This window comes from Pseudoalteromonas sp. SG44-8, assembly GCF_014164125.1.
GTDB classification, from domain to species: Bacteria; Pseudomonadota; Gammaproteobacteria; order Enterobacterales; family Alteromonadaceae; genus Pseudoalteromonas; species Pseudoalteromonas rhizosphaerae.
This window is the reverse complement of sequence record NZ_JACJEQ010000032.1, coordinates 17,164-37,844: the sequence shown is the minus strand read 5'-3', so window position 1 is coordinate 37,844 and position 20,681 is coordinate 17,164. Positions and strand designations below refer to the sequence as shown.

The following is a 20,681-nucleotide window of genomic DNA, read 5'->3' as shown; positions in this document are numbered from 1 at the left end:
TACAGAGTACCGTATCTTTAGTTAATCATTACTTAACAAAAACGTTTAAATGCATATATTTTGCAATTTAAATATTTATTAGAATAAAGCGCTCTACATTATAGTTCAGATAAAAGACTTTACCTAACTTACACATACATCGATTGTCAGCATTGTAATTGCTATCACTACTATTTCAGAAACAACGTTTCCAATATATTTGGCTTTAAAAATTTAAATGCTGAAGTTAATGGGTGCATTATATTGGTTAATTTTAAATCAACAAGTAGCTAAGCATATTTATTTCTTATAATTATTAATAAATAACAGCTTTTAACTAAAGATCTGGATGAATAAGTAGCATCAATTCGTTCGTATCCGTTCAATTTACGAACAGCGACAAATAACAATAATTGATGCTGTTATTATGTACCACAAAATGTTTGGTAATTAGTGTCCATATCGACAGGCGGTGAGTACCAAAATGCAGGGCTTGCCAACAATTGGTAAGGCGACCTCAAGGCCGTTAAATATTCATCTAACATGCTGCTTTCACCAGTACTTTCATACTGCTGTATTATGCTTTCAACGATATGATTACGCGGGATCAAGCGTGGGTTGGCTTGGCGCATCAGCTGATAGCTTTGCGTATTTGTTCTGGCTAACCACTTAATAGACCAACCAGCCAAGTCACTCGGAATAGCAGTCTGACCTTGCAGTGATTCTGTTAAGGAGTCAAAAGTATTGGTGTAATCAAGCTGATGAGTTTTCAGTAAAGTTAATAACTCGGATACTAATTCAGCATCACCATCTTGATGACCATCAAAGCCCAACTTTTTCGCCCACATCTGTGTAAAAGCTTGATGAAACTGCTCAGCAAAACCATTTATTAATGGGCTTAGTAGCTCAACAGCCTGCTCTTCGTCATCGCTAATTAAAGGAATTAAACTTTCAGCTAAACGTGCACAATTCCAATTAGCAATATTAGGTTGATTGCCAAAAGCATAGCGGCCTTGGCGATCAATAGAACTAAATACAGTATCAAAATCAAACTGATTCATCATTGCACAAGGGCCATAATCGATGGTCTCACCACTGACGAGCGTATTATCAGTATTCATTACTCCATGAATAAAACCAACGCGCATCCAGCTAACAATCAGGCTAACTTGCTTTTCAATCACCGCACTTAAAAATGCCAAATAACGCGCAGAGCCCGTAGACTTTATCTCAGGATAATGACGCTCAATAGCTAAATCAGCTAAATTTTTTAAACCAGCAACATCACCTTGCGCAGCTAAATACTGAAACGAACCGACACGTATATGACTACTAGCAACGCGGGTAACAATGGCTCCTTGTTGTGGTGGTTGACGGTAAACTGTTTCACCACTGGCAACAACTGCCAAACAACGTGTCGTCGGTATGCCAAGCCCGTGCATTGCCTCACTCATTATATATTCACGTACCGCAGGACCGATTGCGCAACGGCCATCACCTCCACGTGAAAATGGCGTAGCACCAGAACCTTTGAGTTGAATGTCCCAAAGCTGTTGCTGCTGATCAGTGACAGCCCCTAATAAATGTGCTCGCCCATCACCTAAACGCGGTGAAAAATGTCCAAATTGATGCCCTGAGTAACCTAATGCCACAGCAGCAACATCGCTGTTATTAAGATTACCAGAAAAAATTACCGCACGTTCTGATGTGGCAACCTCAATATTAAGCTGCCTAGCTAACGTATCGTTCCACAGCAGTAAGTTTGGAGCAATAACAGCACTTGGCTGATCAGCCACAGCAAAATCATCAGCAATCTGGGTGTAACGAGCAACTAATTTCATAGTATTCCTTAGGCTTGGGTTGTTTGTATGCCAACGCGATTATCGCCCACGCTGTATGCAACTAACAAACTGAGCTCTTGAAGGCTTAATCCGCTTTGTTGCTGCAATTCATTAAAAAAATGTTGAGCGCTGGTAAGTGACTTTTTAGTTTGTAAACCGCCATCAATTATCTTATGAGCACGGAGATAACTTTCTACATCACGCGAGAATAAAAAAGTGTCTTTCCCTAAGGTTCGCAATGCATAAGGGCCGGTGTTACCACCTAAACGCGCCCCATGCTTTTTTAAATACCCCCACAAACCAATAATATCGTCGCTCGGCCAATCTGCAATAAACTGACTAAAACTGCCATGTTCACTTGCCACTTCATGGATCATATACGCATTTTCTGGGATCGTTTGCACTTTTTTAAAGTTACGAACGATTCGCTCATCGGTGGCTTTTTGCTCAAGCATATCTGGCGGCATCATTAATAATTTAGCCACACTAAAATCCCAAAATACTTCCCGAAAACCTGGCCATTTATTGTTGATCACTGACCAATAAAAACCACTTTGAAAAATTTTGCGGGTAAACTCTTCAAGCCATGCATCATCAGGTAAAGCAGTTAATTGCTTTGCATTTTGAGGGGCAACAAGTAAGTGCTGTAACATTACTTCGCTACCTTTTCGCTGTGCCGCTCGTTGATATATATCTTGAAATTTTTCCATTACTCACTACCACTGCTTGTTATTACGCTTACTGTAACGCTATTTACGTTGTAAAAAAATGTCAGGAGCACATTGCAGCTAAAAATAAACTTAAAAATATCCAGCCTTGACACCTAGACGGCTAAAATGCTTTAATCTTCCGCATTACCCCTATTAAAGGTGTGAGTTTTAAACGATAAAACTTGCACCATGGGCTAGAAGAGGTGCGTTATTCAGGTAACGTATGTGAGGAGCACACACTCCAGTGATCATACGTGAGGGGAATTAACGCCGAGAAGTAACACTTTTTGTGAAGTTTTACTTCGGGCGACTGGGTTGAATCCCAGCGACTGTCACCAATAACAGCTTGGCTGTTAAAATATTTGGTGGAGAGCTTCTGGTCTTAGCGTAATAAGGCCATAGCGCCCTATTATATTAAGCCCATTCGCTCTTCGAATTATTCGTTCGAACGACGTTAATGTGGCTCCAATCATAAAAGCTTATTAACTCCTCGAATCACTTATAAGTTCGTGAGAGATGATCAATAACTTCAATTTAAATGACTACCCTTTGTGGACGGCACTCGTCACGCCATTTACTGACGCTGGTGAAGTCGACTATGCCACTCTTGATCAGTTAGTTGCACAGCAGCAAGTGGCTAACAATGGTATTTTATTACTTGGTAGCACTGGCGAAGGCCTCGCACTAACACTCAAAGAGCAACAAGCGATTGTTGAACACGTGTGCCAATTAACGCCAACAGTACCACTGATGGTTGCAGTAGGCGGTATAAACCTAAAGCAACAAATTGCCTGGGTTGAATACTGTAATCAGTTACCCATTCATAGCTATTTACTGGGCACTCCCCTATACGCTAAGCCCGGCGTAGTAGGCCAAACACATTGGTTTGAAAGCTTACTTAATACCAGTAAACATCCTTGCATGCTTTATAACGTACCAGGGCGCAGTGCTGTTGATATTCCATCGGCCGTAATTAGCAACTTGAAAGACCATAAAAACTTGTGGGCACTCAAAGAAGCCAGTGGCGACATTGCTAAATTTGAAGGTTTTAGAAAAGTCGCACCTAATTTAGCTATTTTTAGCGGTGACGATGCACTGATGCCTTACTTTGCCCAGGCTGGCGCAAAAGGTTTAGTCTCTGTGGCTGCTAATGCATGGCCTGTGCAAACCCATGAGTTTGTAAAACGAAGTCTCAGCGGTCAACACCCCAATTTATTTGCCGACTGGTCACAAGCCATTCAAAGCTTGTTTGCTGTCGCAAACCCTATCCCCGTCAAAGTATTGATGCATTTACAAGGGCGAATTAACAGCCCGTACTTACGTCCACCTTTGACGCATCTTGAGTTAACGCAAACTGATTGTATTAACAACGCAAACAACACCATTTTATCTTGGCATTAAATACAGGTTTTTATAATGAGCTGGTTAGAACTACTAAATAATTTAGAATCGGGCGCAGTGCGCGCAGCAACACAAGACGACAACGGCCAATGGCATGCTAACGTTGCAGTAAAACAAGGTATTTTAGAAGCGTTTAAAAATGGCACTAATACCGAATTTCCAGGTGGCTTTGTTGATAAACACAATTTAGCACCACAAGGTTTTGCAGCCGATGCTGGAGTGCGTATGGTACCTGGTGGCTCAAGCGTTCGCCGTGGCGCACACGTTGCTAAGGGCACGATTATTATGCCACCAGCATATGTAAACATTGGTGCGTTTATCGATGAAGGCACTATGGTTGATAGCCACGCGTTAGTGGGGTCGTGTGCGCAAGTAGGTAAAAATGTACATTTAAGCGCTGCAGTACAACTAGGCGGTGTACTTGAACCTATTGGTGCAAGCCCGGTGGTGGTAGAAGACGATGCATTCATCGGTGCAGGTTGCGTGATTGTTGAAGGCGTAGTAGTGAAAAAAGGCGCGGTGCTCGCACCAGGTGTACGCTTATCAGCAACTATTCCAGTTTATGACTGTGTTAATGAGCGCCAGCTGGCTAAAGGCGAGCCTATTCCTGAATACGCGATTGTTATTCCAGGCTCTCGTCCAGCTTCTAATACTTGGGCCCGCGAGCAAGGATTAAGTATGTCGTGTGCATTAATTGTAAAATACCGTGATGAACAAAGTGATGCATCATTGCTGCTTGAAGAGGTTTTACGTTAATGAGCTTTTTGAGCACGCCAGTTAAAACCGCCATTGATGAGCTATCAACTTCGCTTGATACACCATTTTTTATTTACGACCTTGATACATTAAACGCACACTTAACGCGATTAGTGGCGCAAACTGAGGTAAAACTGTGGTATGCCGTAAAAGCTAATCCATTATCTAAAGTCATTCAAAGCTTAGATAACGTGGGTTTTAACTTTGATGTAGCAAGTAAAGGCGAACTTGAGCAAGTTCTGGCACAAGGTATTAACAGCGAGCGCGTGCTCAATACAGGGCCTGCCAAAAGCCCAAAACAAATTAAACACTTTATTGCGCGCGGCGTACGTACCTTTGTTGCCGAAAGCCTTAATCAAGTACGCTGGCTTAACGAGCAAGCAAGCTTACAAAACTGCCAGTTACAGGTATTACTGCGAGTGCAATTACGCTGGCCTGAAGGGGAAAAAAACCCACTTGGTGGCGATAGCCTTACTCCATTTGGTTTAGGTTGTGATGAATGGCAAGCGCTAAATACTAGCGACTACCCAGCGCTTAGCTTTGATGGCCTGCATATTTTTCAATGGGGCAACATGCTCAGCAGCGACAAGCTAGCTGAACTTTGGTCACAAATGATTGCACCGCTAACAAAGCTTGCCAACGACTTAGGTATTCACTTAAAAGTACTCGACTTAGGCGGTGGTTTAGGTATTCCTTACACTCTTGATGCACCAACCTTAAGTTGGGATGCGCTCATTGATGCATTAGCTGACATTAAGAATGCCGCAGGCGTACAAGAACTCTGGATGGAGCTTGGCCGTTATGCTGTGGGCGAATGCGGTCATTACGCAACACCTGTAGTTGAGCGAAAACTTAACTATGCCCAACAACAAGTGATCTTAAGCGGCGGTATTAATCATTTATTGCGCCCTGCAGTCACCAGCCAAGATTTCCCGGCACGATTATTACGAGACTCAACTGCTGCATACCAAACTATGAGCTTATATGGGCCATTATGTACAGCACTTGATTGCTTAGGTGAACACCAATTACCTAGTGATTTAAATGAACAAGACTGGCTGGTGTTTAGCCAATGTGGCGCGTACGGCTTTACCGAAAGTATGCCGTATTTTTTATGTCATGAGCTAGCCGCTGAATACACATTACAAAATGGCGAGCTTAACTGTATTCGCACAGCTGAAGATGCCAGCTACTACTTAAGGTAATTGAGATGAGTACGACTAAAGCTATAAGCCAAGAAAACATAGTAGTTGGTGAAGTTGCCAACGGCCTACCGCTCACAATTCCTGTCTATCGTTTAAAAGGCGATGGCACTGGGCCAAGTGTGTATGTGCAAGCTAATATGCACGGTGCAGAAGTACAAGGCAATGCGGTTATTTACCAATTACTTGAGCAGCTTAAGCATCTTGAACTCAAAGGCGATATCACCCTGGTGCCTTACGCGAACCCAATTGGTTGCAATCAAAAATCGGGCGAATTCACCCTTGGTCGTTTTGATCCAATCACCGGCACCAACTGGAACCGCATGTATCACTGCAATAGTAAGCTCGCGAGCCAATTTGCTGAGCAATATAGTGATGCCGATGAGCAAACCTTAAAAAGTGAGTTTAAAGCCGCACTGATTGATGAAGTAGACCAACAACTAAGCGGTCCAGCTTATCGCCTAACTACAGGCAAACGCATTGCACTTAACTTGCAAAAGTTGGCACACCAAGCTGATATCGTGCTCGACTTACACACAGGCCCCATTTCGAGTCAGCATTTATATTGCCCAGATTATGCCAAGGCCAGTGCCAACTACTTTAATATTCCTCATGTATTAATCATCCCTAATGATTTTGCAGGAGCAATGGATGAAGCAAGTTTTTGCCCATGGTGGCAATTAACCGAGGCATTAGCTCAACAAGGGCGTGAATTTAATGTTCAAGTTGAAGCTTTTACGGTCGAACTCGGCAGCCAAGAAAAAATCGATTTAACTGCGGCCCTTGATGATGCTAATAGTATTTTAAGTTACCTAAATCATAAGCAGGTATTCGTTGATGCCCCCTATCAGCCAAAAGTAATGAAGCGCTACGGCTGTGATTTAAATGATTACCTTGCTTACTATGCACCTATGGGCGGCATGGTTGAGTATATAGCGCCACTTGGCGGCCATATCAAAGCTGGCGAGCCGATTGCTAGAGTATTGCGAATGGAGCGCTACCTCGCAGAGCAACCATTACAAACCCTAACACTTGATTGTGACGCCATCGCGATTTTGCATTTTGCTTCAGCAAGCGTAAACCAAGGCACCGAACTATATAAATTCTTTACTAACGTATTTGAGCTTTAATTTTTATATCAAGCTCAACCCTTCTCATTGCGTGAGAGCACGACTATCCAATTGGAAAAAGTGCATTGAACAAGCGGCTTCGGCCGCTTTTTCTTTGTATTTATGGGCAAAAAGCGCCACAATCAACTAAGTTCAGTAACAATTCACTGATATTCAGTTAAAGTCTGCACTGAATAAAATATAATGAAAATCTATTTTCAGCTATTTTCTTGCACTGAAAATCACTCCATTATCATTTACTAATAACATACAACAGCTACTCTCTATTTGGCTTTATCAAAGGAAGAATAATGACTTGGCGCTACGGGTTCCTACTGACGACACTGCTTTCATGCACCGCATTTGCACAATCAGAACAAGCTGAAAAAACAAATGAACAAGACAATGATCTTGAGCTAGTAAAGCAATGTATTTTAAATGAAGCCATTGGCGGCAAAGCCGAAATGACACTAGCGCAATTACGTGAAAAATGTAGTTCTCTCGATGAAAGTAAGCAGATCACCGTACTAGATAAACGCAAAGCCCGTGAACAGGTCAGTGAAAAAAACCGAAATGTGATCACTCCACATAAACGTAATTATATATTACCGCTGTCGTATGTATCCAACCCAAATGCCAGACCTTTTGACAATCTTAATGACCTATCAGAAAACAACGAAGGCGAAACACTTGATAACTTAGAAATAAAATATCAGTTATCAATCAAAGTACCGTTATACAATGATTTTGCAGATAAAGACCAAGCTGTTTACTTTGGTTTTACACTGCAATCATTTTGGCAGTTTTATAACGACGATATTTCATCACCATTTCGTGAAACTAATTACGAACCCGAGATCTTTTGGGTTAATTATCTAGACCCCGAGCATGTTCTTTGGGGAGATGAAATGGCGATTGCGGTTGGTTTCGTGCATCAATCGAATGGCCGTAGCCAGCCTCACTCTCGTTCTTGGAATCGTATTTATGCCAATTTCGTTTGGGAAAATGATGGCTTTGTATTTAGTTTTAAACCTTGGTACCGCATCCCAGAAGATAGAAAAGAAGATCCTATGCAGGCTAAAGGCGACGATAACCCAGATATCTATAAATACATGGGTTACTTTGAATTTTCTGGCGCGTATAGACTAGATGATCATGAATTTAGCTTTATGACCCGCAATAATTTAAATTCAGATAACCGCGGTGCAATTCAACTGGATTGGTCATTTCCGTTATGGGGCCGACTACGAGGCTATGCCCAATACTTTAACGGTTACGGTGAAAGCTTAATAGATTATAACGCAGATATAGAACGTATTGGTGTGGGTATATTGTTAACTGATTTACTATAAAAGTTAAGGCCAAGCAATTGCTTGGCCTTATTTTTTGTTTGCTCTGAATTCTAACTACTTAATAATTTTAAATGTACCTTCAAACTCAGCAACCAGTAACTCACCATCGTAGATTTCCACTGGCACTACATAGCTCGCTTTGCCTTCTGACTCTAACTCGGCTAATTTACCTTTACAACCGCTTAAATCAACGCTGCCACGAGGGTCGTTATTAAGCGGTTTTAAATATTTAATATTAGCATCGGCTAACACTATATTACCTTCAAACCCGGCTTCTTTGAGTGCTAAATAAGTTGCGCCCCAGCCGGTTAACGTCGCTAAACTATAAATAGAGCCAGCAAACATAGTGTTATGCAAGTTTAAGTTCGCATTTAGATCTGCACTGGTGGTAAATTGCCAATCAGTGTAACTTTCAACTTTAATGCCCATAGCATCGCTGATCGGAATAGATTCGCGCCATGTATTTTGCAGAATTTGGGTCCAATTAGGATGACGGAACCAGCCTGGCTCAGACGGTTTTTGTTTCACCATTTTCCAGTGTTGTACATCATCGTAAGCTAAGTGAGCCTTTTCTTTTAATTCATAACCATGGCGCTTATAAAATTCTAATGCCCGTTCACGAGCGAATAAAACTAACTCATCGGCGTCTTGAGTCCAGGCTATTTTCTCAAGCTCATGCAATAAACGACTACCGATGTGTTGATTACGGTTACCTTGTGCAACCGCCATATAACGGACTTGCGCTTGTTGTTGATTATTAAAATGCAGTCGTGCAACACCTAACACTGCCCCCTCTTTATTTTTAATAAAGCGATGCTCAGCATCTTGCTCTAAATCATCCTGCTCAGAACCACGCGGTTCATTCCAAGGTGCGCGCAATACTTGCCAACGTAATTGATAATACGCTTGCCAATCTTCGCTACTTTGTGGTGTTGTCACCTGAAACATAATCACTCCTGTTGCTACCAAGGCCGCAAACGCTTGTTAATTCAAGATGCGTTTATCTAACTAAAAATGCGGTCAGTTATTATTTGCAAACTACCATACTCCATCTGATAAAAACTTGGAATACGACTTTGGTGAGCAACGCAAAATAACTGCTTTACCTGTAAAACTTGATAGACATATTGGCACTTTAGATTGACTCGTCTATGCTGATGTAACTATGGAACATTTTTTTGAAGACAACGGGGCAGTAAAGCACAGCTTTATCGAAGATTGTCACCGTATCGGGCAACTACTCTATTGGCACAAATATGGCGCCGATTGCATTCAGGTACGCCAACATAAGCAGTTACGTTGGTTATTGATCAACGAAACACTACAGTCAGTGGTCGAGAAAAGCAGCCCAAGCCATTTGCTGTTTCCACATTTACAATATTTAGCGCAATTATGGCAACCACTCTCAGCGCCAAACGCCGTACTTGAACTGGGCTTAGGTGGCGGTGCTATCCGCAATTACTTACAACACACCTACCCTGATAGTCAGCTACTCTCTGTAGAGAAAAATCCGAATATCATTCATTGCTATAAGCGTTTTTTTGGTGGTGAGCATGCATCGAATTTACGCTGTTTTGATGCTGAAGCTGTATTAGAGCATGGCCCACAATACGATTGGATCATTCTTGACCTATTTAGCCAATTAGATGCGCCGTTATTTTTATACAAACACCGCTTTTACGAAAAACTGCGCTGTGCTTTAACTAAAAATGGCTATTTGTTTATTAATTTTTTATCTCAGCATGATTCACAATTAAAGCAGTTAGAACATTTACTGATCACCACTTTTGGTAAAATACCTAGCATCGAAAAAATTCCAGGTTATGCCAACAACATCGTGGTGATCAGAAAATAACTGCTAGCCTTAACTACACTGTTAAATTAAATGTCACCGGCCCATCATTACATAAACTTACTTGCATATCCGCAGCAAATTGTCCTGTTGCTACGCTTAAACCCATAACTCGAGCTTGGCTAACAAAGTATTCGTATAGCTCATTAGCCTGTGCAGGTGTGGCTGCTGATGAAAAGCTTGGGCGCATGCCTTTTTTAGTATCTGCCGCCAGAGTAAATTGCGATACCACCAATAACTCACCTTGAATATCTTGCAGGCTTAAATTCATTTTGTCGTTTTCATCGCTAAATACGCGGTAATTACTAACTTTATGTAGCAGCTTATCAGTACTTTGTTGATCATCATGCTTTTCAACCCCAAGCAACAATAAAAGCCCCTGCTCAATTTGACCAATTACCTGACCATCCACTTCAACTTTTGCGTGTTTTACGCGCTGAATTAATCCTTGCATCTATTCCTCGATAATTTGATACACATAAGATCGGCTGCACGCCGCACTGCCGCTAAATATACATTACTATCAACACCATGCCCAACACCATCTAAAATAAGTAACTGTGCGTTGAGTTGCTCAGCTAAATGCTGTACGGCATTAAAACGACACACTAAATCATGCCTGCCATGAATAAACCAAGTAGGAATTTTACTAATTTTTTTATAGTGTTCACCAATGAAGTTATCAGTAATAAAACACTGAGCAGTAAAGTAATGGACCATTAAACGCGCCATATTAAGCCCCAACTGTGGTGAACTTAACCCCCATTGATGTTGCTGTTTACCATGGCTTAATACGTTTTCCCATTGGCACCATAATTTAGCAAAGTGATTTGCATTAATTTGATTATCATCATTTAATTGCCGCCGATAAAACGCAAAAATGCTGGCAACATCAGGTAAATCCTGAGAAAAACGCGCATATAATTCAGGATAAAAATGTGCAGCAGCACCATGACGACTATATAGCCACTGAAAATCGGCTGAAGTAGCCAAAAACGTGCCTCGTAAAATTAACCCATGTACATGTTGAGTGTGTTCAATGGCATACAGCAAACACAGAGTTGCTCCCCACGAACCACCGCTTAACACCCACTTTTCTAGTCCTAAGTAAGTGCGTAAATAATCAAGGTCAGCGACCAGTTCTGAGGTTGTATTAGCGCTTGTTAGATGAGGAGTTGATTGCCCGCAGCCGCGTTGGCTATATAAAATAATACGATAACGGGTAGGATCAAAGAAACGGCAATTATCAGCATGCAAACCCACGCCGGGCCCGCCATGGCAAATTACCACCGGCAGGCCAGCTGGATCACCGTACTCTTGTACATGAATTTGGTGCCCACTTCCCACACTCAAATGAAAATCATGGTATGGGGTAATATTTGGATATAACTGCATAATGCCGACTCTCCTATCAGCGATGCAGTGAATTACTTATTAGCATCGCCCTCATCAAGGATAATATCAGATGTACCTTCGATATTTTTAGGGCCAATACATACTGTAAACTCTGCACCGAGTAACACAACCACCCACGACAAATACACCCACACAAATAAAATTGGAATAGTTGCCACCGCACCATAAATCACTTCGTATGAAGGAAAGTGACTGATATAAAGCGCAAAACCTTTTTTAGTTAATTCAAACAACAAGGCTGCAAATAAAGCACCTGGTACTGCAGCTTTAAAAGATACGCGAGTATTAGGCACTAAAGTATAGAGCATAATAAAGCCAGCCATAGAAATTAAATAAGGCAGTAATTTTAATAAAAAGCCACTAAAGCCCGGAATCCCCTGATCGGCAAATGATACTAACGACACAATATATGAAGTAACCCCAATACTTGCGCCTAATAACAATGGCCCTAAACTCAACACCATCCAATATACCGCGAAAGAAATCATCATTGGTCGCTTGGTTTTAATCCGCCAAATTCGATTCAGCGTCGCATCAACATTACGGATCAGTAGCAATGCTATCGCTGCAAGAAAACCAATACCTACAGCAGTCATTTGATTCGCATTACCTGCAAAAGACGTTATATGCTCTTTAATTACATCTGATGAGGTAGGCACAAAGTTAGTAAATAAAAAGTTTTCAATAGCAATACGGGTATCTTCAAAGCCAGGAAAAGCCGAGAAAATAGCCACGCCAACTGCAATTAAAGGAACCAATGAAAGTAAGGTTACATAGGCTAAATAACCAGCATTTACAGTAATTTGGTCGTCAATGCAGCGATTAATATACTGCATCCACCACGTTGGCTGCTGACGTATAAGTACCCTCAACTGCTGTTTATAATGTGCGACCTTTTCATTCATAAAGTTAACTTTCTGCTAAAATAGTTTTGATTATCATAGCAATCCACCACATAATTTACAGCACTAACGGATTTAAAAAGGGATCTCGATGAAAAAACTGACTTTACTCAGCGCACCAATATTGGCCTTATCATTGGCTTTATCTGGCTGCCAATCTGCATATTACTCGGCTATGGAATCAGTTGGTGTGCATAAGCGTGACATTTTAGTGGACCGCGTAGAAGCAACTAAAGAGTCTCAAGAAGAGTCTCAAGAGGAATTCCAATCTGCACTTGAACGTTTAACAACATTGATTAACTTTGATGGTGGAGATGTACAAGCAGCCTATGACCAACTCAATGATGACTACGAATCTAGCCTTGCGGCTGCTAATGACGTTACAAATAACATCAACAAAGTTGAAGATGTAGCTGAAGCATTGTTTGAAGAATGGAGCGATGAATTAGAACAATATTCTAACGCTTCACTTAAACGTGAAAGTAATAAAAAGCTCACCGCAACCAAACGTGACTTTGATAAACTGTTACGCTCTATGCGTAATGCTGAAAGCAAGATGGAGCCGGTACTGTCATCACTGCATGACAATGTTTTATACTTGAAGCATAACCTTAATGCACAAGCTGTATCAGCCATTCAAGGTGAATTCACTAATCTTAAGCGCGATATAAAAGTGTTAATGGATGACATGAACAAGTCGATTGCTGATTCAAATAAATTTATTGAGCAAATGAGTAAAGCAGGCTAAATCAGCCTGTGAGTTTGCCTGTCACTTATCAAGAGCGCTAGTTTGCTAGTCGCAGAGTAATCAAAGCCTACATTTATGTAGGCTTTTTTGTTGTTATATCTTGTTACTTTTTAAGTGTTATTTCATCTGCTATTTTTGCTACACTTTTACCTAATTAAAATTATAAAAACATTAAACAATGAAAATACGTGCAGCTAGTTTAATTATCGCATCAAGTTTATTAGCTGCGTGTAGCACTGCCAATAATGTGCAAAGAATTGCAGGCGCTGATACTGTTGTGCCACTTCATCAAGAGGGTGAGCAGGCTGGGCGCTACCACAACCTCTATCCAGGGAAAAAAAACTATCCGATTAGCTGCGAAAGCGATTGTTACCCAAGTAATGCTAACTTGGTATGTGAAACTCCGGGTGAAAACTGCCTCTATCAAGGCGCGCAACTAGCACCACAACTAAATACCGGCTACACAGTACGCTGGCTCGGTCACGCCGGGTTTATGATCAACACTCCTAACGGCCAGCAAGTTGTATTTGACCCAGTAAAAGAGCAATTTGACTCCCCTGTTGATTTAGCTTTTCGGCTGGCATCTGGGTTTTATCGTAAACCTGGCGATTGGCTTAGCGAAAGCGAACTTAACAATCTAGACGCAGTAATTTATTCTCATATCCATTACGATCACTTCAATAAAGCAGACATTGAAAGCATAGGTAATAAACCTCGCTACTTAACACCACTTGGTATGGCAGATAACTTTCCTACCGGTGGTTTTAATATTAGCGAAATGGCGTGGTATGCAAAAACTAAAATTGATGATTTAACCATTCATGCGCTACCTGCGCATCATTTTAGCAGTCGTGTGTTAGTGCCCTTTATTTACGAAGATAACGATAAAGATTTATGGAATGGCTGGTTACTTGAGCAAAATGGCAGCACTTTATTTTTTGCAGGCGACACAGGCTATTCAAAACACTTTAACGATATACAGAAAAAATATGGCGCTATCGATGTGTGCTTAATGCCAATCGCCTCGTACTACCATGAAGAAAACGGTAACTGGTATCGTTATGTACATACTACTCCTGAGGATGCCTTAACAGCCGCACAGGAGCTTAACTGTAAAGTTATGATACCTTGGGGCTATGGCAACTCAAGTTGGAAGATGGGCGATCACAGCAGCCATTCTGCATTGCTGCGCTTATTGCATATGTATGATGAAATGAAGTCACAAATCCCGCTGTATATTTTAAATGAAGGGCAAAGTGTCGCACTATAAAACGACACTTGGATACTGATACGATTGCTCTTCAGTCTTGCATTCATCATCACCGAGGGAGCGATTTATTGGCCCAAGTAACATACTAAAAAAACCATTAATTATATTCGCTGTTTGGTGTGTCTCTGAGCTATCAAGCGAGTGGTTCTGCACTTGCCGTTGCTGACTTTGTGCACTACCAACAACAAAGTCACAACCCGAGCTCATTACTTGCGACGAAGTACAGCCAGATAACAACATAGCCACAATCAACAACAATACGTTAGCCACAATTATTCCTTTTATATTAATTCTAGTAGTGCCATTACTTTACCTGTTAACTGAGCGAGAAAATGTAAAAAACTGTATTCACTTACGATCCATTACTATCACTAATTTTATACCTGAACATTCTGTCTGTTGTTTTCAATTTTTGTTTCAGTCACTATTGAACCACAAACAAAATAAGAAACTTTGAGAATTAGATGAAAACAGCCGCGCTTACCTTAGGCCTATTAATGAGCAACGCCGCTATGGCTATCGATGTAGAGCATACAGCAACACCAATTACTATTGACGGTGTATCTGAAAGCGCATGGGACCAAGCAAAATGGCAGCCTATGCCTTTTCTTATGGATGGCACCTTGCCTGACTCAGATAAAGACTTTAAAGGCCGCTACAAGTTACTTTGGGATGAAAACTACCTGTATTTACAAGCCGATATTGTGGATGATGTACTAATTGATACCCATCCAGATCCTACCGATAAGTACTGGGACGATGATGCCTTAGAAGTGTTTATTGATAGCGACGCATCTGGCGGTAACCATCAGTTCAATCATACTGCGTTTGCCTATCACATTGGTCTTGATAACCAAGCTGCCGATTTCGGAGCTGATAAAAAACCCCATTTATACACAGATCATTTAATCAGCCACTGGCAACGAAACAGTACCGCCCCATATAACATCACATGGGAAGTAGCCATTAAGCTCTACCCGAATGATTTCCAAGAAGGTGTGCCAAACACCCCGCTTAAGTTAACGGCAAAGCAAGTAATCGGCTTTATGCTCGCCTACTGCGATAACGACGGCAGTAAAATTCGTGAGCACTTTATGGGTTCGCATGAAGTACAACCCGTAAATGGCAGCCGCAACCTAGGCTATATCGACGCCAGCGTATTTGGAAAGGTTACGTTATTACCGAAAAAGTGATGGAGGTTAGCCGCGCAGGTTGGAGTGAGCGAAGCGAAACCCAACCAAAAATACACTCCCAATAAACGCAGGAGCTTTGCATTATCTGTTGTTTCAGCCTTTCCTCATTCACTTCTCTTTGTGCAAAAAATCTTTAAGTGAATTATTCACAAAGAGGATAAGAGGCGCTGCGCTTTTAGAGGAAAAAGATTATTCCCAGAGATAGATTATGTTGCAAGATTTTTTGAAATCTAGCGACTACCTAATGAATCATTTCATAATAAACATAATATCAACAGCAACGATTGCTGGATTTGATTAAACTTTACTGTTTCTGTGCACCCTCTTGGTGATGAGAACGCTTTTAACCTAGATCCTAGCACCTCTAACCTAGCAGCTATTATTGACAGCTTGTCGCTTACAGCTCTTTTGTTTTCACCCACAAAAAAGCCGCTGTATTTTGCAATACAGCGGCTTTTAAAATCAGCTTAATTTATAAGGTGATTATCCTTTAGGCGCACGACCAGCACGTTTACGTTCGTTTTCTGTAAGATGACGCTTACGGATACGAATGTTTAGTGGTGTTACTTCAACTAGCTCGTCATCATCGATGAACTCAAGCGCTTGCTCAAGTGAGTAGTTTAAGTGCGGAGAAAGCGTTTGCGCTTCATCAGTACCAGATGCACGTACGTTAGTTAACTGCTTGCCTTTAAGGGCGTTAACTGTAAGGTCGTTATCACGGTTATGAATACCGATAACCATACCTTCGTATACTTCAACACCGTGACCGATGAATAAGCGACCACGTTCTTGTAAGTTGAATAATGCGTTAGTAAGTGCTTTACCTGTTGCATTTGCAATCATTACACCGTTCTTACGAACACCGATCTCGCCACCTTTGTGCGGACCGTAATGGTCGAAAGTATGGTACATAAGACCAGAACCTGATGTAAGCGTCATGAAATCAGTTTGGAAACCGATTAAACCACGACTTGGGATCATAAAGTCTAAACGCATACGACCTTTGCCATCTGGCGTCATATTTGTTAGTTCGCCTTTACGAAGACCAATTTGCTCCATTACAGAACCTTGGTGCTCATCTTGACAGTCAATTGTGACTGTTTCAAACGGTTCTTCTAGAACGCCATCAACAGTACGTAAGATTACTTCTGGACGAGAAACAGCTAGCTCGTAACCTTCACGACGCATGTTTTCGATTAAGATACCTAGGTGTAATTCACCACGACCAGATACACGGAAGCTATCTGGGCTAGCAGTATCTTCAACGCGAAGTGCTACGTTGTGTACTAATTCTTTGTCTAAACGCTCACGGATATTACGTGACGTTACAAACTTACCTTCTTTACCACAGAAAGGTGAGTTATTTACAGAGAATGTCATTGTTACAGTTGGCTCATCAACACTTAGTGGTGGTAATGCTTCAACGTTGCCAGGGAAACAAACTGTATCAGAAATCTTAAGCTCACCAATACCTGTTACTGTTACGATGTTACCAGCGTAAGCTTTATCAGTTTCGATACGCTCAAGGCCTAGGTAGCTTTGTACTGCGCCAATTTTACCATTACGTTTAGTACCATCGGCACTGATAATAGTAACTTGTTGGTTAGGAGCAACAGAACCACGTTTGATACGACCGATACCGACTACACCAACATATGAGTTGTAATCAAGTTGCGAAATCTGCATTTGGAAGTCACCTTCAGGATCTGCATCCGGTGGTGATACTTCGTCAACGATCATCTTGAACATAGGTTCCATGTTGTCTGATGGCTCGTCTAAATCTAATGTTGCCCAGCCGTTAATTGCTGATGCATAGATTACTTTAAAGTCTAACTGTTCGTCAGTTGCGCCTAGGTTGTCGAATAAATCAAAGATTTGATCCATAACCCAATCAGGACGTGCACCTGGTTTATCAATTTTATTGATAACAACGATTGGCTTTAAGCCTTGCGCGAATGCTTTTTGCGTAACGAAACGCGTTTGTGGCATTGGACCTTCTTGAGCATCAACAAGTAGTAATACTGAGTCAGCCATCGAAAGTACGCGTTCAACTTCACCGCCAAAGTCGGCGTGTCCAGGGGTGTCTACGATATTGATATGGTAGTCATTCCATGAAATGGCTGTGTTTTTAGCCAAAATGGTAATACCACGTTCTTTCTCAATGTCGTTTGAGTCCATCACGCGCTCTTCGTTACCGCCGCGTGTTTCTAATGTACCTGATTGCTCAAGTAGTTTGTCAACCAATGTTGTTTTACCGTGGTCAACGTGCGCGATAATCGCTATATTTCTTAACTTTTCGATGCTCATATTTTTACTCAGAGAAATTAAATTCTCATTGATCCTGCAAGATCTACGCACTCATCTGCGTTTTCACGAGATGTCCCAGCATAGGATTTAAAAGGGCGCATATTATCCCTTATTAATGACATGGATGAAAGTTTATCCAATATATATTTCAAAACTTTCTTTATACTTGCAATAAGTATCTGTTTTATATATGACATTTTAATTAATTTAATTTTTCAATTTGTCACTATTTTGCTCATTCCTAGCTATTATTGTCATAATTTGGCAGTATTTGGTGAGTAAGTTAGCTTTATGTTGGTGTTTATAATCTATACAATTTAGCGCCAAAGAGAAGTGACCACACTGACGCACCAAAATGATCACAAGCCGATCCAATATGGTGCAAAACATATAACAGCTGGATGTATAACTTATTTTTTAACCTTAAAAAACAATGCACTATAAAAATGGCATAAAAGCCGCTTACTATAAAAGCAAAAGCAATTATGCAGCAAAATAAAACCCAACAGTTGGAGGACACATGTCACAATCGGTTTTAGATTTTATTAAAGAAAATGACGTTAAGTTCGTTGATTTACGCTTTACTGATACCAAAGGTAAAGAGCAACATGTTTCTATTCCTCATCACCAAGTAGATGAAGATTTTTTTGAAGACGGCAAAATGTTTGACGGTTCTTCAATTGCTGGTTGGAAAGGCATTAATGAATCAGACATGGTATTACTACCTGTTGCTGAGTCTGCTAAATTAGACCCTTTCACAGAAGAAGCTACTTTAATTTTACGTTGTGATGTTGTTGAACCTGGCACATTACAAGGTTATGAGCGTGATCCTCGTTCAGTTGCTAAGCGCGCTGAAGAGTACATGCGTTCGACTGGTATTGCTGATACCGTGCTATTTGGTCCTGAGCCAGAGTTCTTCGTATTTGATGACATCAAATACAAAACTGATATGTCAGGTTCAATGTACAAAATTGATTCTAAGCAAGCAGCTTGGAACTCAGATAAAAGCTACGAAGGCGGCAACACTGGCCATCGTCCAGGCGTGAAAGGTGGTTATTTCCCTGTTGCTCCAGTTGATGATTTCCAAGATTGGCGTTCAGCGACGTGTTTAGTTCTTGAAGAGCTAGGTCAAGTTGTAGAAGCGCATCACCACGAAGTGGCTACAGCTGGTCAAAACGAAATCGCAACTCGCTTTAACACTATGGTATTAAAAGCGGATGAAATCCAAGAAATGAAATATGTTATCCATAACATGGCTCATTTATATGGCAAAACAGCTACCTTCATGCCTAAGCCAATCGTTGGTGACAATGGTTCTGGTATGCACTGTCACCAGTCTTTAGCTAAAGACGGTGTTAACTTATTCGCAGGCGACAAGTACGGCGGTCTTTCTGAAGAAGCGCTTTACTACATCGGTGGTATTATCAAGCATGCTAAAGCAATCAATGCTTTTGCAAATGCGTCTACTAACTCGTACAAACGTTTAGTACCAGGCTTTGAAGCGCCAGTAATGCTTGCGTACTCTGCACGTAACCGTTCTGCATCAATCCGTATCCCAGTGGTTCCATCAGAAAAAGGTCGTCGTATCGAAGTACGCTTCCCAGATCCAACAGCTAACCCATACCTTGCTTTCTCTGCAATGCTTATGGCTGGCCTTGATGGTATCAAAAACAAGATCCACCCTGGCGATGCAATGGATAAAGATTTATACGACTTACCAGCAGAAGAAGCAGCAGAAATCCCAACAGTTGCAACTTCACTACAAGAAGCGCTTGCGTCTCTAGATGCTGACCGTGAGTTCTTAAATCAAGGTGGTGTATTCACTAACGATTTAATCGATGCTTACATTGCGCTTAAGTCTAAAGAAGTTGAAAAGCTTAACATGACGACTCACCCTGTTGAGTTCGAAATGTACTACAGCTGTTAATTAGGCTGTAGAAAAATTATCTTATAGATAATATATGTGTGTTCTCAAGGCCCGTTCTGCGGGCTTTTTTTATGGCTAATTTTCCCATTCTCCACTAAAGTTTAATTAGTGCAAAAAATGCAAGGTGACAAGGTGAAAAAGACGCTTTTATTACTAGTAACTCTGATTTTAATCAGCTTTTATGGCTATTCTGGCGATAAAAAAATTTATTCTTGGAAAGATAAAAATGGCGTATCAGTATTTTCAGATACTCCTAAACCAGGTGCGCAAGAAATCAAGCTCACCAATCAAAGTTTGTCGATGCCGACTGTTGATACAAGCATTTTAGATGAACAGCAACCAGCGGCTGTGAAAAGCTATAAAGCGGTTATTTCTTCCCCTGCCGATCAAGGCACTGTTCGTGAAAATACCGGTTCAGTGTATGTAACTAGCCGTATAACACCACGCTTTGAGAATGGTTTTAAAATTCAACTACTAGTTGATGGCGCACCGTACGCAGAACCTAGCAATATCAGTACTTTTGCTCTGCGCGAGGTAAACCGTGGCGAACACACATTGCAACTGAAGCTATTTGACCCACAAGGCTCTGTTGTCTCTGTTAGTCCAGTGAGCACATTTTATATGCATAGAGCATCGTCTTTATAAAAACCATGTATTTCTATCAAAGACCATAATTTACTTAAAATATTTGTGCTAAGCTGCTAATAATCATCAAC

19 protein-coding genes and 1 riboswitch are annotated in these 20,681 nt (G+C 41.1%); of the genes, 11 read left to right on the top strand and 8 right to left on the bottom strand.

Features of this window, described 5'->3' with window-relative positions; genetic code table 11:
- Window positions 1-404: 404 nt before the first annotated feature.
- Window positions 405-1,820 (bottom strand): YdiU family protein, encoded by a 1,416-nt coding sequence (locus H5163_RS18170; protein WP_182735694.1) that lies wholly within the window; start codon window positions 1,818-1,820, stop codon window positions 405-407.
- A gap of 8 nt (window positions 1,821-1,828) precedes the next feature.
- Window positions 1,829-2,530: a DNA-3-methyladenine glycosylase I gene (locus H5163_RS18165; protein WP_182732357.1), complete on the bottom strand. Its 702-nt coding sequence runs from the start codon at window positions 2,528-2,530 to the stop codon at window positions 1,829-1,831.
- Window positions 2,531-2,720: 190 nt separating this feature from the next.
- Window positions 2,721-2,914, top strand: a riboswitch (Lysine riboswitch).
- Between the two features lie 132 nt (window positions 2,915-3,046).
- On the opposite strand from H5163_RS18165, the gene dapA reads away from it, so the two are divergent.
- The 5 genes from dapA (at window position 3,047) to H5163_RS18140 (ending at window position 8,350) form a co-directional block, all read left to right on the top strand.
- On the top strand, window positions 3,047-3,931 hold the full coding sequence (gene dapA, locus H5163_RS18160) for a 4-hydroxy-tetrahydrodipicolinate synthase (protein WP_145237988.1): 885 nt from the start codon (window positions 3,047-3,049) through the stop codon (window positions 3,929-3,931).
- Window positions 3,932-3,946: 15 nt separating this feature from the next.
- Window positions 3,947-4,687 (top strand): 2,3,4,5-tetrahydropyridine-2,6-dicarboxylate N-succinyltransferase, encoded by a 741-nt coding sequence (locus tag H5163_RS18155; RefSeq protein WP_182735693.1) that lies wholly within the window; start codon window positions 3,947-3,949, stop codon window positions 4,685-4,687.
- Complete coding sequence (locus H5163_RS18150) at window positions 4,687-5,892, top strand: PLP-dependent decarboxylase (protein ID WP_182735692.1); 1,206 nt, start codon at window positions 4,687-4,689, stop codon at window positions 5,890-5,892. The genes H5163_RS18155 and H5163_RS18150 overlap by 1 nt, the downstream gene beginning before the upstream one ends.
- A gap of 5 nt (window positions 5,893-5,897) precedes the next feature.
- Complete coding sequence (locus tag H5163_RS18145; protein WP_182718986.1) at window positions 5,898-7,019, top strand: succinylglutamate desuccinylase/aspartoacylase family protein; 1,122 nt, start codon at window positions 5,898-5,900, stop codon at window positions 7,017-7,019.
- Between the two features lie 290 nt (window positions 7,020-7,309).
- Window positions 7,310-8,350 carry a phospholipase A gene (locus H5163_RS18140; protein ID WP_182732353.1) on the top strand — a complete coding sequence of 347 codons (1,041 nt, stop codon included), beginning with the start codon at window positions 7,310-7,312 and terminating at the stop codon, window positions 8,348-8,350.
- A gap of 54 nt (window positions 8,351-8,404) precedes the next feature.
- Here H5163_RS18140 and H5163_RS18135 read toward each other — a convergent pair whose 3' ends face one another.
- Complete coding sequence (locus H5163_RS18135) at window positions 8,405-9,298, bottom strand: bifunctional GNAT family N-acetyltransferase/hotdog fold thioesterase (RefSeq protein ID WP_182732352.1); 894 nt, start codon at window positions 9,296-9,298, stop codon at window positions 8,405-8,407.
- A 217-nt stretch (window positions 9,299-9,515) separates the two neighbouring features.
- On the opposite strand from H5163_RS18135, the gene H5163_RS18130 reads away from it, so the two are divergent.
- The gene (locus H5163_RS18130) at window positions 9,516-10,205 is read left to right on the top strand and encodes a spermidine synthase (protein ID WP_182732351.1); all 690 of its coding nucleotides are present in this window, start codon (window positions 9,516-9,518) and stop codon (window positions 10,203-10,205) included.
- A 13-nt stretch (window positions 10,206-10,218) separates the two neighbouring features.
- On the opposite strand, the gene dtd is transcribed toward H5163_RS18130, so the two are convergent.
- Genes dtd through H5163_RS18115 form a run of 3 tightly spaced genes read right to left on the bottom strand, consistent with a single transcriptional unit; the run spans window position 10,219 to window position 12,523 of the window.
- A complete protein-coding gene (gene dtd, locus H5163_RS18125) occupies window positions 10,219-10,656 on the bottom strand; it encodes a D-aminoacyl-tRNA deacylase (RefSeq protein WP_182732350.1) in 438 nt (145 codons plus the stop codon).
- On the bottom strand, window positions 10,644-11,597 hold the full coding sequence (locus H5163_RS18120; protein ID WP_182735691.1) for an alpha/beta fold hydrolase: 954 nt from the start codon (window positions 11,595-11,597) through the stop codon (window positions 10,644-10,646). The genes dtd and H5163_RS18120 overlap by 13 nt, the downstream gene beginning before the upstream one ends.
- Window positions 11,598-11,629: 32 nt before the next feature.
- Window positions 11,630-12,523, bottom strand: a complete 894-nt coding sequence (locus tag H5163_RS18115; protein WP_182735690.1) for a virulence factor BrkB family protein — start codon at window positions 12,521-12,523, stop codon at window positions 11,630-11,632.
- A gap of 88 nt (window positions 12,524-12,611) precedes the next feature.
- On the opposite strand from H5163_RS18115, the gene H5163_RS18110 reads away from it, so the two are divergent.
- Together H5163_RS18110 and H5163_RS18105 are read left to right on the top strand one after the other, a co-directional pair.
- Window positions 12,612-13,268, top strand: coding sequence for a DUF2959 domain-containing protein (locus tag H5163_RS18110; protein ID WP_145237960.1), 657 nt, complete (start codon window positions 12,612-12,614; stop codon window positions 13,266-13,268).
- A 178-nt stretch (window positions 13,269-13,446) separates the two neighbouring features.
- Window positions 13,447-14,538, top strand: a complete 1,092-nt coding sequence (locus H5163_RS18105; protein ID WP_182735689.1) for an MBL fold metallo-hydrolase — start codon at window positions 13,447-13,449, stop codon at window positions 14,536-14,538.
- Here H5163_RS18105 and H5163_RS18100 read toward each other — a convergent pair.
- Window positions 14,533-14,808 carry a hypothetical protein gene (locus tag H5163_RS18100; protein WP_145237954.1) on the bottom strand — a complete coding sequence of 92 codons (276 nt, stop codon included), beginning with the start codon at window positions 14,806-14,808 and terminating at the stop codon, window positions 14,533-14,535. The two genes, H5163_RS18105 and H5163_RS18100, sit on opposite strands and share 6 nt — an antisense overlap.
- A gap of 194 nt (window positions 14,809-15,002) precedes the next feature.
- Between H5163_RS18100 and H5163_RS18095 the strand changes: the two genes are divergently transcribed.
- The gene (locus tag H5163_RS18095; RefSeq protein ID WP_182732346.1) at window positions 15,003-15,731 is read left to right on the top strand and encodes a CBM9 family sugar-binding protein; all 729 of its coding nucleotides are present in this window, start codon (window positions 15,003-15,005) and stop codon (window positions 15,729-15,731) included.
- Between the two features lie 483 nt (window positions 15,732-16,214).
- Here H5163_RS18095 and typA read toward each other — a convergent pair whose 3' ends face one another.
- Window positions 16,215-18,038, bottom strand: a complete 1,824-nt coding sequence (typA, locus tag H5163_RS18090; RefSeq protein ID WP_145237948.1) for a translational GTPase TypA — start codon at window positions 18,036-18,038, stop codon at window positions 16,215-16,217.
- Between the two features lie 520 nt (window positions 18,039-18,558).
- Here typA and glnA point away from each other — a divergent pair.
- Window positions 18,559-19,965, top strand: a complete 1,407-nt coding sequence (glnA, locus tag H5163_RS18085) for a glutamate--ammonia ligase (protein ID WP_145237945.1) — start codon at window positions 18,559-18,561, stop codon at window positions 19,963-19,965.
- Between the two features lie 132 nt (window positions 19,966-20,097).
- Complete coding sequence (locus H5163_RS18080) at window positions 20,098-20,610, top strand: DUF4124 domain-containing protein (RefSeq protein WP_246175485.1); 513 nt, start codon at window positions 20,098-20,100, stop codon at window positions 20,608-20,610.
- The last annotated feature ends 71 nt before the right edge of the window (window positions 20,611-20,681 follow it).

Bases quoted from the DNA above. Each gene is read 5' to 3' on its own strand.
- H5163_RS18170 (WP_182735694.1), bottom strand. From the start codon at position 1,820: ATGAAATTAGTTGCTCGTTACACCCAGATTGCTGATGATTTTGCTGTG.
- H5163_RS18165 (WP_182732357.1), bottom strand. From the start codon at position 2,530: ATGGAAAAATTTCAAGATATATATCAACGAGCGGCACAGCGAAAAGGT.
- dapA (WP_145237988.1), top strand. From the start codon at position 3,047: ATGATCAATAACTTCAATTTAAATGACTACCCTTTGTGGACGGCACTC.
- H5163_RS18155 (WP_182735693.1), top strand. From the start codon at position 3,947: ATGAGCTGGTTAGAACTACTAAATAATTTAGAATCGGGCGCAGTGCGC.
- H5163_RS18150 (WP_182735692.1), top strand. From the start codon at position 4,687: ATGAGCTTTTTGAGCACGCCAGTTAAAACCGCCATTGATGAGCTATCA.
- H5163_RS18145 (WP_182718986.1), top strand. From the start codon at position 5,898: ATGAGTACGACTAAAGCTATAAGCCAAGAAAACATAGTAGTTGGTGAA.
- H5163_RS18140 (WP_182732353.1), top strand. From the start codon at position 7,310: ATGACTTGGCGCTACGGGTTCCTACTGACGACACTGCTTTCATGCACC.
- H5163_RS18135 (WP_182732352.1), bottom strand. From the start codon at position 9,298: ATGTTTCAGGTGACAACACCACAAAGTAGCGAAGATTGGCAAGCGTAT.
- H5163_RS18130 (WP_182732351.1), top strand. From the start codon at position 9,516: ATGGAACATTTTTTTGAAGACAACGGGGCAGTAAAGCACAGCTTTATC.
- dtd (WP_182732350.1), bottom strand. From the start codon at position 10,656: ATGCAAGGATTAATTCAGCGCGTAAAACACGCAAAAGTTGAAGTGGAT.
- H5163_RS18120 (WP_182735691.1), bottom strand. From the start codon at position 11,597: ATGCAGTTATATCCAAATATTACCCCATACCATGATTTTCATTTGAGT.
- H5163_RS18115 (WP_182735690.1), bottom strand. From the start codon at position 12,523: ATGAATGAAAAGGTCGCACATTATAAACAGCAGTTGAGGGTACTTATA.
- H5163_RS18110 (WP_145237960.1), top strand. From the start codon at position 12,612: ATGAAAAAACTGACTTTACTCAGCGCACCAATATTGGCCTTATCATTG.
- H5163_RS18105 (WP_182735689.1), top strand. From the start codon at position 13,447: ATGAAAATACGTGCAGCTAGTTTAATTATCGCATCAAGTTTATTAGCT.
- H5163_RS18095 (WP_182732346.1), top strand. From the start codon at position 15,003: ATGAAAACAGCCGCGCTTACCTTAGGCCTATTAATGAGCAACGCCGCT.
- typA (WP_145237948.1), bottom strand. From the start codon at position 18,038: ATGAGCATCGAAAAGTTAAGAAATATAGCGATTATCGCGCACGTTGAC.
- glnA (WP_145237945.1), top strand. From the start codon at position 18,559: ATGTCACAATCGGTTTTAGATTTTATTAAAGAAAATGACGTTAAGTTC.